General features: G+C 58.2%; 12 protein-coding genes. 4 read left to right on the forward strand and 8 right to left on the reverse strand.

Annotation, left to right across the window (positions count from 1 at the left end; all coding sequences use genetic code 11):
- Window positions 1-105: 105 nt before the first annotated feature.
- Window positions 106-3450 (forward strand): carbamoyl-phosphate synthase large subunit, encoded by a 3345-nt coding sequence (carB, locus tag ACR0MV_RS11455; RefSeq protein ID WP_480702200.1) that lies wholly within the window; start codon window positions 106-108, stop codon window positions 3448-3450.
- A gap of 556 nt (window positions 3451-4006) precedes the next feature.
- Complete coding sequence (locus tag ACR0MV_RS11460; protein WP_480702201.1) at window positions 4007-5137, forward strand: hypothetical protein; 1131 nt, start codon at window positions 4007-4009, stop codon at window positions 5135-5137.
- A 41-nt stretch (window positions 5138-5178) separates the two neighbouring features.
- Here the strand turns inward: ACR0MV_RS11460 and ACR0MV_RS11465 are convergent, their stop codons facing one another.
- Genes ACR0MV_RS11465 through ACR0MV_RS11475 form a run of 3 tightly spaced genes read right to left on the reverse strand, consistent with a single transcriptional unit; the run spans window position 5179 to window position 9739 of the window.
- A complete protein-coding gene (locus ACR0MV_RS11465) occupies window positions 5179-8226 on the reverse strand; it encodes an efflux RND transporter permease subunit (protein WP_480702202.1) in 3048 nt (1015 codons plus the stop codon).
- An 11-nt stretch (window positions 8227-8237) separates the two neighbouring features.
- Window positions 8238-9275: an efflux RND transporter periplasmic adaptor subunit gene (locus ACR0MV_RS11470; RefSeq protein ID WP_170466664.1), complete on the reverse strand. Its 1038-nt coding sequence runs from the start codon at window positions 9273-9275 to the stop codon at window positions 8238-8240.
- Window positions 9272-9739 (reverse strand): MarR family winged helix-turn-helix transcriptional regulator, encoded by a 468-nt coding sequence (locus tag ACR0MV_RS11475; protein WP_170423049.1) that lies wholly within the window; start codon window positions 9737-9739, stop codon window positions 9272-9274. Before ACR0MV_RS11475 ends, ACR0MV_RS11470 begins: the two co-directional genes overlap by 4 nt.
- 167 nt (window positions 9740-9906) lie before the next feature.
- On the opposite strand from ACR0MV_RS11475, the gene ACR0MV_RS11480 reads away from it, so the two are divergent.
- Window positions 9907-11031, forward strand: a complete 1125-nt coding sequence (locus ACR0MV_RS11480) for a beta-ketoacyl-ACP synthase III (RefSeq protein WP_480702203.1) — start codon at window positions 9907-9909, stop codon at window positions 11029-11031.
- 291 nt (window positions 11032-11322) lie between these two features.
- Here ACR0MV_RS11480 and ACR0MV_RS11485 read toward each other — a convergent pair whose 3' ends face one another.
- Window positions 11323-11784 (reverse strand): hypothetical protein, encoded by a 462-nt coding sequence (locus ACR0MV_RS11485; protein ID WP_170423053.1) that lies wholly within the window; start codon window positions 11782-11784, stop codon window positions 11323-11325.
- Window positions 11785-12138: 354 nt separating this feature from the next.
- Here ACR0MV_RS11485 and ACR0MV_RS11490 point away from each other — a divergent pair, with 354 nt between their 5' ends.
- Window positions 12139-12717 (forward strand): thymidine kinase, encoded by a 579-nt coding sequence (locus ACR0MV_RS11490; RefSeq protein ID WP_170423055.1) that lies wholly within the window; start codon window positions 12139-12141, stop codon window positions 12715-12717.
- Here ACR0MV_RS11490 and ACR0MV_RS11495 read toward each other — a convergent pair.
- From ACR0MV_RS11495 to ACR0MV_RS11510, 4 genes are read right to left on the reverse strand one after another with little or no spacing between them, the layout of a single operon-like run.
- On the reverse strand, window positions 12714-13664 hold the full coding sequence (locus tag ACR0MV_RS11495; RefSeq protein WP_480702204.1) for a 2-hydroxyacid dehydrogenase: 951 nt from the start codon (window positions 13662-13664) through the stop codon (window positions 12714-12716). The two genes, ACR0MV_RS11490 and ACR0MV_RS11495, sit on opposite strands and share 4 nt — an antisense overlap.
- Window positions 13664-14002, reverse strand: coding sequence for a tRNA-binding protein (locus ACR0MV_RS11500; RefSeq protein WP_480702205.1), 339 nt, complete (start codon window positions 14000-14002; stop codon window positions 13664-13666). The genes ACR0MV_RS11495 and ACR0MV_RS11500 overlap by 1 nt, the downstream gene beginning before the upstream one ends.
- Window positions 13995-14810 carry a pyrroline-5-carboxylate reductase gene (gene proC, locus ACR0MV_RS11505; RefSeq protein WP_480702206.1) on the reverse strand — a complete coding sequence of 272 codons (816 nt, stop codon included), beginning with the start codon at window positions 14808-14810 and terminating at the stop codon, window positions 13995-13997. Before proC ends, ACR0MV_RS11500 begins: the two co-directional genes overlap by 8 nt.
- A gap of 36 nt (window positions 14811-14846) precedes the next feature.
- The gene (locus ACR0MV_RS11510) at window positions 14847-15347 is read right to left on the reverse strand and encodes a type III secretion system chaperone family protein (protein ID WP_170423063.1); all 501 of its coding nucleotides are present in this window, start codon (window positions 15345-15347) and stop codon (window positions 14847-14849) included.
- Window positions 15348-15547 lie beyond the last annotated feature (200 nt).

A 15547-nucleotide genomic window follows, 5' to 3' on the forward strand; every position in this document is an offset into this window, starting at 1 on the left:
CCCGTTTCCGATACCTCTTGAACCTTTTCGCGCGGTCCCTATAACGCAGGACAATTTGGGCGCTTGGGGGTGCCCTGACTCGCGGACAATCGAAGGAACAAGGCCATGCCGAGAAGAACCGACATCCAGTCGATCATGATCATCGGGGCGGGCCCCATTGTTATCGGTCAGGCTTGCGAGTTCGACTATTCCGGCGCTCAGGCCTGCAAGGCGCTGCGGGAAGAAGGATACCGGGTCATTCTGGTGAACTCAAACCCTGCGACCATCATGACCGATCCCGGATTGGCCGACGCGACCTATATCGAGCCGATCACCCCCGAGGTTGTCGCCAAGATCATCGAGAAAGAACGCCCCGACGCCCTGCTGCCCACGATGGGCGGGCAGACCGGCCTGAACACGTCGCTCGCGCTGGAAGAAATGGGTGTATTGGAAGAGTTCGGTGTCGAGATGATCGGGGCCAAGCGCGACGCCATCGAAATGGCCGAAGACCGCAAACTGTTCCGCGAAGCGATGGACCGTCTGGGTCTTGAAAACCCCAAAGCCACCATCGTGACCGCACCCCGCAAAGAAGACGGTTCTGCCGATCTGGATGCGGGCGTGCAGATGGCTCTGGACGAGTTGGAAGAGATCGGCCTGCCCGCCATTATCCGCCCCGCCTTTACCCTGGGCGGCACCGGTGGTGGTGTGGCCTATAACCGTGAGGATTATATCCATTTTTGCCGCTCGGGCATGGATGCCTCTCCGGTGAACCAGATCCTCGTCGATGAAAGCCTGCTGGGCTGGAAAGAATACGAGATGGAGGTGGTGCGCGACACCGCTGACAACGCCATCATCGTCTGCTCGATCGAGAACGTCGATCCGATGGGCGTGCACACCGGTGACTCGATCACCGTGGCCCCGGCCCTGACGCTGACTGACAAGGAATACCAGATCATGCGCAACGGCTCGATCGCCGTTCTGCGCGAGATCGGGGTCGAGACCGGCGGTTCGAACGTACAATGGGCGATCAACCCCGATGATGGTCGCATGGTCGTGATCGAGATGAACCCGCGTGTTTCGCGCTCGTCTGCGCTGGCATCCAAGGCGACCGGTTTCCCGATTGCGAAGATCGCCGCGAAACTGGCCGTGGGCTACACGCTGGACGAGTTGGACAATGACATCACCAAGGTCACGCCCGCCTCGTTCGAACCAACCATCGACTACGTCGTCACCAAAATCCCGAAATTCGCGTTTGAGAAATTCCCGGGCTCGGAACCCTACCTGACCACCGCGATGAAATCGGTGGGTGAGGCGATGTCCATCGGACGCACTATCCACGAATCGATGCAAAAGGCACTGGCCTCGATGGAATCGGGTCTGACCGGCTTTGATGAGATCGAAATCCCTGGCCTGAATGTGGGCGTCTGGGACGAGGCTGACGACAAAGCCGCCGTCATCAAGGCAATCAGCCAGCAGACCCCCGACCGCCTGCGCACCATCGCACAAGCCATGCGCCACGGTCTGACCGATGACGAAATCTTCGGCGTCACCAAGTTCGACCCGTGGTTCCTTGCCCGCATCCGCGAGATCATCGACGCCGAACGTCAGGTCCGCAAGGACGGCCTGCCGGTGACCGAAGAAGGCATCCGCAAGCTTAAAATGCTGGGCTTCACCGACGCGCGTTTGGGCAACCTGACTGGCCGTGACGAAGACAACGTCCGCCGCGCCCGCCGCAATCTGGGCGTCTCAGCGGTGTTCAAACGCATCGACACCTGCGCGGCCGAGTTCGAGGCGCAGACACCTTACATGTATTCGACCTACGAGGCCCCAATGATGGGTGAGGTTGAATGCGAAGCCCGGCCCAGCGACCGCAAAAAGGTCGTCATCCTCGGTGGTGGCCCAAACCGGATCGGTCAGGGCATCGAGTTTGACTATTGCTGCTGTCACGCCTGTTTCGCGCTGACCGAGGCGGGGTATGAGACCATAATGGTCAACTGTAACCCTGAGACGGTTTCGACCGACTATGACACCTCGGACCGCCTGTATTTCGAGCCGCTGACCTTTGAACACGTCATGGAAATCCTGACGAAGGAACAGGAAAACGGCACTCTGCACGGTGTGATCGTTCAATTCGGCGGCCAGACACCGCTGAAACTGGCGAACGCATTGGAAGCAGAAGGCATTCCGATCCTCGGCACCACACCGGACGCCATCGATTTGGCCGAAGACCGTGAACGCTTCCAAGCGCTGGTCAACGAACTGGGTCTGAAACAGCCCAAGAACGGCATCGCTTCGACCGATGAACAAGCGCTGGAAATCGCCGAAGAGATCGGTTTCCCGCTGGTGATCCGCCCCTCTTACGTTCTGGGTGGCCGCGCGATGGAGATCGTCCGCGATATGGATCAGCTGCGCCGCTACATCAACGAGGCCGTGGTGGTCTCGGGCGATAGCCCGGTTCTGCTGGACAGCTATCTGGCCGGTGCGGTGGAACTGGACGTTGATGCGCTATGCGATGGCACCGACGTTCACGTTGCAGGCATCATGCAGCATATCGAAGAGGCAGGCGTCCACTCGGGTGACTCGGCCTGTTCGCTGCCGCCCTACTCGCTGTCGAAAGAGATCATCGACCAGATCAAGGATCAGGCGTACAAACTGGCCAAGGCGCTGAACGTTGTTGGCCTGATGAACGTGCAATTCGCGATCAAGGATGATGAGATCTATCTGATCGAAGTGAACCCTCGCGCCTCACGAACCGTGCCGTTTGTTGCCAAGGCGACCGACAGTGCGATTGCATCGATTGCCGCGCGGGTCATGGCCGGTGAAAAGCTGACCAACTTCCCGCAGCGCCCGGCTTATCAAGAAGGTCAGGACACCAAGATCGCCGACCAGATGACGCTGGCCGACCCGGACATGCCGTGGTTCTCGGTAAAAGAGGCCGTACTGCCCTTCGCCCGTTTCCCCGGCGTCGACACAATTCTGGGGCCGGAAATGCGCTCGACCGGTGAGGTCATGGGCTGGGATCGCGACTTCCCGCGTGCGTTCCTTAAGGCACAGATGGGCGCAGGAATGGTTCTGCCGTCTTCGGGCCGCGCATTTATCTCGATCAAGGACGCGGACAAAGGTGCTGCGATGCTTGAGGCCGCGCGGGTTCTGACCGAGCAGGGCTTTTCGCTGATCGCAACGCGCGGCACGCAAAGCTGGCTGTCGGAACAGGGCGTTACCTGTGAGGTAGTGAACAAGGTTTATGAGGGCCGCCCGGACGTGGTCGACATGCTGAAAGACGGTCAGGTCCAGCTGCTGATGAACACCACCGAAGGCGCTCAGGCGGTTGAAGACAGCAAGGCCATCCGTTCGATCGCGCTTTACGACAAGATCCCCTACTACACGACCGCCGCGGCCAGCCACGCTGCCGCGCTGGCAATCAAGGCGCAGGCCGAGGGCGATGTCGAGGTGAAGTCGCTGCAGGGCTGATCGGCCTGAACCTGCTGACACTCATGAAGATTTTGCGCGCCCGTTGACCTTGTGTCTTCGGGCGCGCATCTTTTTCAGGAAACGAGCAGAAGGAAAATAACAAATGCGCAGATTCATGGTTTTCGCTGCACTTATGTCACTTGCGGCCTGTGATGTCCCATTTGTCCCGTTAATCTGACACAACAGTCTTCGCATCGTAGCTTTTGGACAAGGCGTGCGTGTGCACTGCTCCAGATGCTGGGACAGGGTGTTGGGTCTGTACGCCCTTTGACGATCGGCCCGCGAGTTTGGAAAACGGCACGATGATCGCCTTCCCCGCCCGGGCCGCGCCACGGTCCGACTGTTCTGCGCAGCAGGTGTGAACCACGGCAGCACATATGACGGCGCGCCGGGTGTTCGGGACTATGATGCGCCTGATTTATATGCCACCTATCTGCGTGATCCCTAAAGGAACAAGCTGTCCTGTTTCTGTTACTGCTTTGGCTCGGCACAGGACTCAGACAACTGAGCAAAAGCCTGCGTCAGCGCGACAGACCAACGACTTGAGGCAACAATTTTGACACAGCAATACCATCCCGTACTTGCCTCAAGCAGCCTCACGGAACTTGGACTGCGGCGCGAGATGAAGCCGGGGCATACCGGACCGGACTATACCGAACACGTCTATGACTATGACACATTCTGGTATGACGCATTCTGGGATAACGGGCGCGTGATGGTCCTATGCCCTAAGCTGTTCGGGCTTTATGATGCAGTTCACGAAGGGCAGTTCTACCTGGATGGGCAAAAGGTCGAAAAACCAAGGCTGAAACAGCACGAGTTCTATGATGTCCTTGTCATTAAGGCACAGAACCGACCACAGGCTCTGGGGTTCGAACGGGGCGGAGCGCGTGTAGAATCCGCCGTCAATTCGGTACAGCAGGACGCGGCTCCTTTCGTGGGGAAGAACGTTGCCGTAACCCTATCGCGGGACAATGATCTGACATGGATCGAAGACTTCGCCCGCTATCACTGTGCGGTACACGGGCTGCAGCAGGTTCTGTTCTTTGATAATGCTTCAACCAGGTATGGTTTGGACGACATTCGCGCAGCGTTAAGACGAGGTGGGATCAGCGACCCTGTCGTGTTATCCGCGCCCTTTCGGTACGGGGTCGTATCGCAAGACCGAAAAGGCAAAACGCGCTTCAACACGATGTTTTTGCAGACCGCCCTGCTGAACATAGCACGTTTGAGGTTCCTTTCACGCGCGCGCGCGGTTCTACAATGTGACATCGATGAACTGGTTTGGTCCCGGAAAGAATCGATCTTTGACCTGACCAAAAAGCGACTCTCCGGGTTTGTCCGACTGGGCGTCGAATGGAGATACCCGGACACAGGTCGGACTGTAGACTTTCGGCACTCCGATCATGTCCGCAATGTGCCGGGGGATGAATTATGCCGGGCCAAGTACTGCATCGCACCATCCGGCCCGCTCTGGTTCACATCGTGGCATGTCCACACGATTGGCCTCTTGCGAGCACGCGGCAGCCTGATCACGCCGACAGACACAGGTATCTGGCACTGCAAGGCAATCACGTCGAGCGCTTGGCGCCATTATGACGCCGGTGCGCTGTCCAACTGTGTCATAGCCCCCGAAACCCAAGCGGCATTCGCCAATATTGAGTGGGCAAAAACCCCGGCCGAATAGATATACGCCCGGGGTTTAACGGTTTACTCTGCGGTCTGGCGCTATGCAGCCGCTGCTTTTAACTCGCGTTTTTCGTCCCGTGCAAAAAAGATCAGGTAGAAGACCGGAGCTGCGACCATCGTCAGGATGGTTGCGAAGGCCAGACCGCCCATGATCGTCACCGCCATGGACTTGAAGAACGCATCCGTCAGCAGCGGTGCCATCCCCAGAATGGTGGTGATCGCAGCCAACATGACCGGACGCAGACGCGAGACCGAGGCTTCGATGATCGACTCGCGCAGGCCCTTGCCGGTCTCACGAACCAGATCGATTTCCTCGACCAGAACGATGCCGTTTTTGATCAGCATCCCTGACAGGCTGAGCAGGCCGAGCAACGCTGTGAATGTGAACGGCAATCCGGTTCCCAGCAGTCCGATGACAACGCCGTTGACAGACATCGGCACCAACAACCAGATGATGATCGGCTGACGGACAGCGTTGAAGATCAACACTGAGATCAGCACCATGATCAGCAGGCTTACAGGGAGCTGGCGGCCAAGGCTTTCGTTTGCTTCGCCCGCGTTTTCAAACTCACCGCCCCATTCCATGCGATAGCCCGCAGGTAATTCCATATCTTCTATGACTGCGCGCACTTCGGAATGCACCTGGGCCGCCGTGAAACCCGCCGGAATCTCGGCCCCGACTGTAATCGTCAGAACCCGGTCACGGCGATGCACCAGCGTGTTGAGCGCTTTGTAGTCAAAACCGTCGACCATTTGTTCAATGGGAACAAACTTCTCGGACTGGTCCGAATAGACCACCTGATCAACGATCGAATACTCGCCATCCGCCGGGCGACGGATGATGATTGGGATCAGCCGGTCGCGTTCACGGAAAACACCCGCCCGAACGCCGTCTGTCGAGAACTGCAGCGTGCCTGCGATATCTTCACGCGTCACACCAGCTGTCTGCGCCCGTTCGGTTGCATAGATGGGCTGAACTGCCAGTTCTTTCTCGCGCCAGTCATGGTGCACATGCAGGGCATTTTCGGACGCGGAACGCATTCGCTGGATCGCCTCATCTGCAAGCTGTCGCAAGACCGCCGGATCACTGCCCGAGAACCGGGCCTGGATTGGGTCGCCGCCGCCGGGGCCAAAGATCAGACGCTTGGTGCGGAACTCGCCTTCAGGGAATTGTGCCGAACCAAACGCCTCAAGATCAGCCTGCAACGCCGGGATATCGTCCAGGGTTTCCGTGCGGATGATCATGTGACCATAGCTTGGGTTCGGTTTTTCTGCCGAATAGGTCAGCAGGAACCGAGTTGCCCCCTGCCCCACGAACGTGGTGACGGCAACCACATCGTCACGTTGGTCCAGCCATTCTTCGAACACGGCCATATCTTCGGCTGTACGCGCAATCGGCGTGCCTTGCGGCAGCTTGTAATGCACGAAAAACAACGGCGTGTTGGAGTCCGGGAAGAACTGCTGTTTGACCAGACCGAACCCGGCAAAACAGGCAAATGTTACGCCCACCAGACCGGCAACCACTAGCCAGCGGAACCGCAGTGCCCAGCGCAGGATGGCCCCGTAGATGCGGAACATGATCCCGCCATAGGCATCCACAGCGCCTTCCTCGCCCTGCTTGAAGAAATAGTGGCCAAGCAATGGCGTCACTGTCAGAGCCAGAACCCAGCTCAGCAGCAGAGAGATTGCGATCACGGCAAACAGCGAGAACAGGAACTCACCCGTCGCGTCCGGGCTGAGCCCGATACCCGCAAAGGCCATGATCCCGATGACGGTCGCACCCAAAAGCGGGATCTGCGTTTTCGAAGCAGCCTCATCCGCCGCATCGCGCGAGTTCTTCCCGCGCAGCATGGCGATCTGCATGCCTTCGGCGACAACGATGGCATTGTCCACCAGCATCCCCATAGCGATGATCAGCGCGCCCAGCGAAATCCGCTCCATCTCGATCGAAAAGATCGACATGAACAGCAGCGTACCCACAACGGTCAGCAAAAGGGTCGAGCCTACAACTATGGCCGCTCGCCAGCCCATGAACAGCGCCAGCACGATAACCACAATGGCGACGGACATTGCGAGGTTCACCAAGAAGTCATTCGAGGCCTGCTCGACCACCACGTGCTGCTGATAGATCGGCAGGATTTCGACGCCAAAAGGAATCTGCGTGTCCAGCTCGGCAAACTTCGCATCCGCGCGCTTGCCGACTTCGACGATGTTTTCCGTGGACAGGCCCGCAATGCCCAACGTGAACGCTTCGGTTCCGTTGAACCGGATCATCACCTCGGGGTCTGTCTGGCGACCACGAAACACATCCGACATGTCGAACAGGTTGATGACCTGCCCTTGCGAGCCGACGGACAGCCCGGCAATCGCCGACACCGTGTCCGACCCTTCAGCGGTCAATATCGCAGTACGGTCATTGTCGGACCTAAGCGAACCAGAGGAGTTAACCGAATCCGCATTGGCAATCGCTTCGTTGATCGCCTGCAGGGGTACGTTCTGGTTCACCGAAATGGCCAGATCGGGCTCGACAAAGATCGCTTCTTGCGGGAGGCCCATCACCTCAACATCCGCAACGCCGTCAACGGTCAGCAACTCGCGCCGCAGAAAAGTCGAAAGCTCGTGCTTTTCCGCGTCCGAAAAGCCCTCGGCAGTGACGGCATAAAACAGGCCAAACACGTCGCCGAACCGGTCATTGACCAGTGGTTGCTGTACCCCTGACGGCAGCGCGCGCGCAGTGTCGCGCACTTTGGCCCGCAGTTTGGTCCAGATTTCCGGCAGTTCCGTGCCGTCATAGGTCGATTTGATCTCGACCTCGATCAGCGACAGGCCGGGCTGGTTGACGGATGTGATCGTGTCAACCTCACCCATCTGCTGGATAGCTGACTCCAAAGGCTCGGAGACCTCAAGCGCCACCTGCTCAGCAGTTGCGCCGGGATATTGGGTCGCGATAACCGCGTTTTTGATGGTGAATGCCGGGTCCTCAAGACGACCCAGCGACAGGAAACCCCAGATGCCCCCAAACAGGGCTATCAGAATGATCAGCCACGTATAGATTGGGCGATCAATGGATGCGCGCGCTATGTTCATCGGTCTGCCCTTCAGTTCGCAAAGCCGGCAAAGCGGCGAACCGCCTGACCGTCTGTCAGCGCACCGCCGCCTGCGACGACGACTTCGTCGCCATCTTTCAGGCCTGTCAAAACACGAACTTCGCCGGTTTGTGTGGGCTCGACGGTCACCGGAACGCGGCGAACGGTGCCCTCATCAGCACCAACCGGTGAAAAGACCATCACGCTCAGCTCCCCCGACGCATCAGCGACGATGGCAGTTGCGGGCACCACGATGCCTGTCCGACCATCCTGGACCTGAACGTTCACGGTCACGGATGAACCCGGCAGAATTTGCAGACCCTCAGGTGGGGTAAGCCCGAATTGGATGCGGAATGTCTGGCCGACGCTGGACGACTCCGCATCGAACTCGCGAATCTGCAGAGGGAAGACCTCGTCGCTGACCGGGAATTTCGCGGTGATTGTGATATCATCTTGCTGCCCCGAGCGCTGGAACAGGATTTCGGGTACATCCACCTCGATCCGCAGTTCGGACATGTCGTGGATACGTACGATCGGCGCGCCCGAGGTTACGGTCGTGAACGACTCAACCATCCGGCGCGAGACCAGCGCATCGAACGGTGCCGATAGCGTGGCGTGTTCCAGATCATATTCCGCGTCGCGCACGGCAATGTCCGCCAACTGCGCCTCAGTTTCAGCGTCATCCACAGCGACCTGGCTGGCGGTTGTTCCACGCAAGCGGGACAATCGCGCAACGGTACGGTCCGCCTGATCCTTTTGCAGTACGGCACGATCATAGCGGCGCTGGAACGGCTCTTGGTCCAACTGTGCGATCAATTCGCCCTTGGGGATCACAAAGCCTTCGGTAACAGGCATTTCGACAATCTGGCCCGACACCTGGAAGGCGAGGTCCACGGTCTGGCGTGCTGCAACACGCCCAAAGAACTGCCGTGAAAAGCCAGGCGAGGTTTCCTCGACCAGCATCAGTTTCACGGGTTTTGCCGTATCTTGAGCCGTGACGGCGGTGGCAAAAACGGTCAGAGCAACGCTCAGAACAGAGAAGAGTTTCATTTCTTCAATCCCTCAGGAATTCCTGTTTTCATTATGTTTTCCCGGATTTTCCGGGCCAGTCGTGCGAATTCGGCAGTTTCATCGGCATCAAGTCCGGCGGCCCGGTGGAACAATGCTCCGGCTTCCAAGACCAGCATTTGCCGCATCTCCTGACCCTTGTCGGTCAAGACCAGCAACCATGCCCGGCGGTCTGCGGGATCGCGCTGACGGGCCAGATACCCGGCCTCTTCCAACGCGTCGGCTGTTGATGTGATGGTCGACGGCACCGTCAGCATGTCAGCGGCTAGAACACCCATCCGTTTAGGCTCATCAAGCTTGATGACCATGTGGCATTCCTGGTGGCTCAGCTCGACCTCAAGGGCAGCAAAGCTTTCTTCCAGCTTCCAGTAGAGCGCATAGACGCCCATCATCGCCTGCATTTCGGGGCTGAGGCGCCGCACCAGCGCGCTGTCGTCATATGTCATCGGCGAATCCGTTTGCGATTTCGCAGTGGCATATACTTCGAAAAATGAACTATTCAAGAACTGAAGTTGAATTGGTCGGAATCTTTTACATTCCCTTGGGTCACCTCTCTTGATCTGGCCCTGCTATGACTGCATTTTGGGCAAATCCGAAACATTCAGGTCTTATCATGTACACGCCCGCGATCACCGGCTCCGGTGTTTTCACCCCCGAAAACGTCATCACCAACGCCGAGCTTGTCACCGCGTTCAACGCTTATGCCGACAAGATGAATGCCCAAAACGCAGACGCGATTGCGGCGGGTGACATGGAGCCGATGCAGCATTCGTCGGAAGAATTCATCGTCAAGGCATCCGGCATCAAGAACCGGTATGTGATGGACAAGGACGGCGTGCTGGACCCCGATGTGATGCATCCGCTTCTGCGTCAGCGCAGCGATGACGAGCCGGGCATCATGACCGAGATGGCCGTGGATGCGTGCAAAAAGGCTTTGGCCCAAGCCGGGCGGACGGCCGAGGACGTGGATCTGGTGATCTGTGCCGCGTCGAACCATGAGCGCGCCTACCCCGCGATTGCGATTGAAATTCAGCAAGCCCTTGGAATCCAAGGGTTCGGCTTTGACATGAACGTCGCCTGTTCCTCGGCCACGTTCGGCATTCAGGCGGCGGCTGACATGGTGCGGTCTGGCTCGGTTCGCTCGGCGCTGGTCGTGAACCCCGAGATCTGCTCGGGCCACTTGGAATGGCGCGACCGCGATTGCCATTTCATCTTTGGCGACGTCGCAACGGCCACCCTGATCGAACGGATCGAGGACGCGCAGGGCCCGCATTTCGAGATCCTGTCGACGCGCTGCGCCACCGAGTTTTCGAACAACATCCGCAACAACAACGGCTTCCTACGCCGCTCGCGCCCGGACGGCGTGGTCGACCGCCGCGACATGCAGTTCATGCAGAACGGTCGCAAAGTGTTCAAAGAAGTGTTGCCGATGGTCAGCAAGCACATCTCGGATCACATAGATTCGGAAGGTGTGAACAGCGATGACCTGAAACGCCTATGGCTGCATCAGGCCAACAAGACGATGAACGACTTCATCGGTAAAAAGGTTCTGGGGCGTGAGCCGGAAGCGGGCGAGCAGCCCAACATCCTGCAGGACTATGCCAACACGTCCTCAGCCGGGTCGATCATCGCGTTCTCCAAGTATTCGGATGACCTTGTAGACGGCGATGTCGGCCTGATCTGCTCCTTCGGTGCAGGCTATTCGGTGGGATCTGTGATCGTGAAGCGGCACGGTTGAGCGTGCGCCTCGACCAGCGATTACAGGGCAAAGTTCGACGCGGTCTGTGAGAAGAATGCGCCCACTTAACCGCTACAAAATCGCACAAATCTGCGGATTTTGACGCAGCAAACATACCTACAGTTTCGATTGAGGTCTAGATTTCGCACATCCGCGCCACATCCGGCGCGCATGGGTTCAAGCAAATTGGCAAGACGTGTTCTTGCATCACCAACCAAAAGTACCTGAATAAGGTATTGGCTTCTTGGTCGTCATGAGCTTGCGCGATCTGCGCCCAACCACTTGGAGGTTTCAGCTCACGCTTTCTTCTTCCAGGTGCAGCTTCATATCCAGCAGGACCTGTTGCAGAAGGCTGGTTTCCTTCAAAAGGCGCTTGGCTTCGTTCACGGTGATGATGCCGTCCTCAATCGCGGACTGATATTCGGTCATCAGCATCGCAAACCGCTGGCTCAGTGCGATGACGTCTGAATTCACTCCGCCGGTGCGGGGGCTGTCGTCATTGCGGCCATCATAGGACAGGGTGATGTTCTTCAGGTCAGCAAGCGCCGAGGTGACGTGGGGGAAGGTCGCAACCGCCTCGAGCCGCGCAACGGCGTCCACCGGCATGAACCGGTCAGCGTGTTCGATATTGTCGGAATAGTAACGGCCCAAAGTGGCTTTGGATTTGCCGGTAATTTCGCAGGCGGATTCGATTCCTACGTCTTTGACCAGCGCTTCAGTGTGTTTTTTCAGGTAGGCCCCGATATCTGCCATACTTTTACCTTTACTGCCTGTAGCCCCCGCAACATCTGCCCGTGCGGGGGAAAGGGAGAAGAAATTTCCCATACTCGATTCATAATTGAAATGTCATATTTTGGCTATCCCTCAGATATGCAGGGGTTTTGTGAGTGAGTGGCGGCTTTTCATGCCGGTAACGAGTGTTTGCGGGGCATTTTTAGCCCTGCTTTGGGTAGGCCGCATGTTGGCCGACGGCGTCGTCGTTGTTGAGGCGGGGGTATCCATCCCCAATGGGCTTACGCTCGACCCTCGTCAGCGATAGCGGCGACGTCGCTTAATCAGGACTTTTGACCACTTGCCCGCAGGGTTAAGGCGTTTTAGACCCGGCCCATGGCAAAGCTCTATTTCAACTATTCGACGATGAACGCGGGGAAATCGACCGTGTTGCTGCAGGCCTCGCACAATTATCGCGAGCGCGGTATGGACACCTACCTGATGACTGCAGCCCTGGACGGACGGGCCGGGATTGGCAAGATCGCTTCACGTATTGGAATATCGGCTGAAGCCGACACATTCGCCGTTGGCGATGACGTGTTTTCGATGATTGAACAACGCCTTGCCCAAGGCGAGATTGCCTGCGTCTTTATCGATGAAGCGCAGTTTCTGACCGAGGACCAAGTCTGGCAACTGGCCCGCGCAGTGGATGATTTGCGCGTGCCTGTGCTGGCTTATGGGCTTCGCGTAGATTTTCAGGGTCGCCTGTTTCCAGGTTCAGCCGCCTTGTTGGCGCTGGCGGATGAGATGCGCGAGGTGCGCACTATCTGCAAATGCGGGCGCAAGGCCACGATGGTGATCCGACAGGACGAAAACGGCAACGCCATCACCGAAGGCGCACAGGTACAGATCGGCGGCAACGAGACCTATGTCTCGCTTTGCCGCAAACACTGGCGTGAAGCCGTCGGCGATTAAACCGGGTTAGGTAGCAGCCGACCTTCGACAAAGGCCGCAACGTTATCCAGCGCCATATGGCCCATATCTGTACGCACCTCTTCGGTTGCCGTACCGAGATGAGGCAGCAACGTAACGTTCTCCATATCGCAAAGGGCCTGCGGAACGGTGGGCTCGAACTCGTAGACATCCAGCCCCGCCCCTGCAATCTGACCGGATTGCAAAGCGGCGATGAGGGCCGCCTCGTCCACCACCTCGCCACGGGCGATGTTGATCAGGATGCCCGACGGTTTCATCGCCTCCAACACTTGCGCATTGATCAGGTGGTGCGTCTCGGCACCGCCCGGAACTGCGAGCACCAGGAAATCAACCGCTGCGGCCAGCTCTTCAAGGTTCAGGATGTTCTCGGCTGGAAACTCTACCTCTTTCGGACTGCGGGATTGATAGGCCACGTCCATGCCAAAGCCGAAATGACAGCGCCAGGCGATGGCCTGACCAATCCTGCCCATACCCACAATCCCGACACGTTTGCCGGTCACGTGGTGCCCCAGCATTTGCGTCGGATGCCAGCCCTGCCATTTGCCTGAACGGACCAGCCTTTCGCCCTCACCGGCGCGGCGGGCAGTCATCAGCAACAGGCTCATCGCTATGTCAGCAGTGGCATCTGTCACGGCACCAGGTGTGTTGGTGACTTGCACTCCGGCCGCCTGCGCAGCGGCCACGTCGATATGGTTGTAGCCTACGCCGAAATTGGCCAGCAATTTGCAACGCGGCTCTGGCACTTCGGCGAAAATCTCAGCCGAAAACTGATCGCCTAAGGTGGGAACGACCACATCGAACTCGGACAGCGCTCGACGCATTTCGTCGGGTGACATGGGCAAGGTGCTGCTGCGGAACTCTGTATCGAATTCAGCCCGGGCACGCTCTTCAACGGCAGCGGTCATGGGGCGGGCGATCAGCAGTTTCATCAGTGCATCCGCCCGCCTACGGGAACCTGATCATCCGGTCCGATCAAAACGATTTCACCGTTCTCATCCGGCAGGCCCAGAACCAGAACTTCGGATATGAACTTGCCGATCTGGCGCGGCGGGAAGTTTACAACGGCCATCACCTGCTTACCGACCAACGTCGAAGGGTCGTAATGAGCTGTGATCTGGGCCGAGGTTTTGCGTTCGCCAATTTCGTCGCCAAAGTCGATCCACATCTTGATCGCCGGCTTGCGTGCCTCAGGGTATGGTTCCGCACGTAAGACCTTGCCGACGCGAATGTCGACTTTCATAAAGTCGTCGAATGAAATCTCACTCACGGGACAGCTCCTTGGATCGTTCGGTAGCCGCCCTGACCGCACGGTGCAGCAGGTCGGGGAACCCCTCTTCCTCGTGCATCAGCACTTCAAGTGCGGCCTGCGTGGTACCGTTGGGCGACGTGACGTTGACGCGCAGTTGCGACGGGTCCTCTTCGGCCGCCATGGCCAAGGCCCCTGCCCCGGCTACTGTGGATTTGGCCAGCTTCATCGCAAGATCATGCGGCAAACCCTGTGCTTGCCCTGCTGCAGCCAGCGTTTCGATCAAATGGAAGACGTAAGCAGGCCCCGAACCGCTAAGACCGGTCACCGCGTCCATCTGCCCCTCGTCATCAAGACGAACGGTTTCGCCGATGGCGGACAAAAGACCCTCGGCCAAAGCAACATCGATTTCAGAAGCAACCGAGTTACCGATCAGCGCCGTGATTCCCTGACGGATTGCAGCAGGCGTGTTTGGCATGGCACGCACGATTGGCGTGCCTTGGCCCAAAACGGTCTCGAATGTCGCTATGGATGTCCCGGCCGCAACGGACACGAACAGGCTGCGGCCCCCGCCCAGCGCTGTGATTGCAGGCAGCGCTTCGCCCATCATCTGCGGTTTGACAGCCACCAACACAACAGCTGGGGCTTCGGGCAACGGAGTGTTGATGTTGACACTCTGCGCTTTCAGCCAGTCTGAGGGGTTCGGATCCACAACCCAGACGGCTGACGCAGGAAGGCCATGCTCTAACCACCCAGCGAGCATGGCCGATCCCATCTTGCCGCATCCCAGAAGTACCAGCCCCTGCTCGGCGACACGTGACATATCCATGATTGCCCCTCTCCTTATTCGGTTCGGGGCAAAGCTTTACGCGCGGCCATAGGCCTCTGCAATGGCGACCTGCATGGCCTCTTCCGGGTCGCGGTTGCCCCAGGTGACCAATTGGATCGCCGGATAGTAGCGCTCGGCGCTGAGGACTGCGGCATTGATCATCGTATCGATCTGTTCTGGGCTGGCCGTCTGGCCGCCGGCCAGAACCAGACCGTAACGGTAGACCATCAGTTTCTGGTTGGCCCAGTAGGTAAAGGCCCCGGCCCAGCACTGGTCGTTCATTTTGTTGAGCAGCTCATAAAGCTCGCTCTGACGCTCGGACGGCGGATCCATTTCAAAGGAACACACCATGCGCAGCGTTTCATCATAGTTGGACCAGGCCAGCGTAATCGAGTAGGTGCGCCACTGCCCCTCGACAGCCATGGCGATCTGATCATCCCCGATCCGGTCAAAATCCCAGTCGTGGTGTTCGGCAAGATGTTCAACAATGTCGATTGGATGAAGGTCTTCTTCGAGAAACTGCTCGGAAAGGGCCATAATGCCACCTCACTAATCTCTAGCCTTTTAGGGGCTGGCAGCGCCCCAACGCTAGTTGCTTGCTCTACAAGCCGGGCTTCCCCAGTCTGCCTGTACTAGATATGGTGCGCCGCGAGTGAGGTTCTGGCAACCCTATTTCTTGGGGATAACAGCAATAAGTTGTGGACAGTCGGCAACGGCGATCAAAATATTGGCGTCGC

The organism is Ruegeria sp. BC3 (genome assembly GCF_056539265.1).

Excerpts from the sequence above, each read along its gene's own strand:
- ACR0MV_RS11475 (WP_170423049.1), bottom strand. The coding sequence starts at position 9,739 with ATGACATATGACGACAGCGCGCTGGTGCGGCGCCTCAGCCCCGAAATG.
- ACR0MV_RS11465 (WP_480702202.1), bottom strand. The coding sequence starts at position 8,226 with ATGAACATAGCGCGCGCATCCATTGATCGCCCAATCTATACGTGGCTG.
- ACR0MV_RS11480 (WP_480702203.1), top strand. The coding sequence starts at position 9,907 with ATGTACACGCCCGCGATCACCGGCTCCGGTGTTTTCACCCCCGAAAAC.
- ACR0MV_RS11495 (WP_480702204.1), bottom strand. The coding sequence starts at position 13,664 with ATGAAACTGCTGATCGCCCGCCCCATGACCGCTGCCGTTGAAGAGCGT.
- carB (WP_480702200.1), top strand. The coding sequence starts at position 106 with ATGCCGAGAAGAACCGACATCCAGTCGATCATGATCATCGGGGCGGGC.
- ACR0MV_RS11490 (WP_170423055.1), top strand. The coding sequence starts at position 12,139 with ATGGCAAAGCTCTATTTCAACTATTCGACGATGAACGCGGGGAAATCG.
- ACR0MV_RS11510 (WP_170423063.1), bottom strand. The coding sequence starts at position 15,347 with ATGGCCCTTTCCGAGCAGTTTCTCGAAGAAGACCTTCATCCAATCGAC.
- ACR0MV_RS11470 (WP_170466664.1), bottom strand. The coding sequence starts at position 9,275 with ATGAAACTCTTCTCTGTTCTGAGCGTTGCTCTGACCGTTTTTGCCACC.
- ACR0MV_RS11485 (WP_170423053.1), bottom strand. The coding sequence starts at position 11,784 with ATGGCAGATATCGGGGCCTACCTGAAAAAACACACTGAAGCGCTGGTC.
- proC (WP_480702206.1), bottom strand. The coding sequence starts at position 14,810 with ATGGATATGTCACGTGTCGCCGAGCAGGGGCTGGTACTTCTGGGATGC.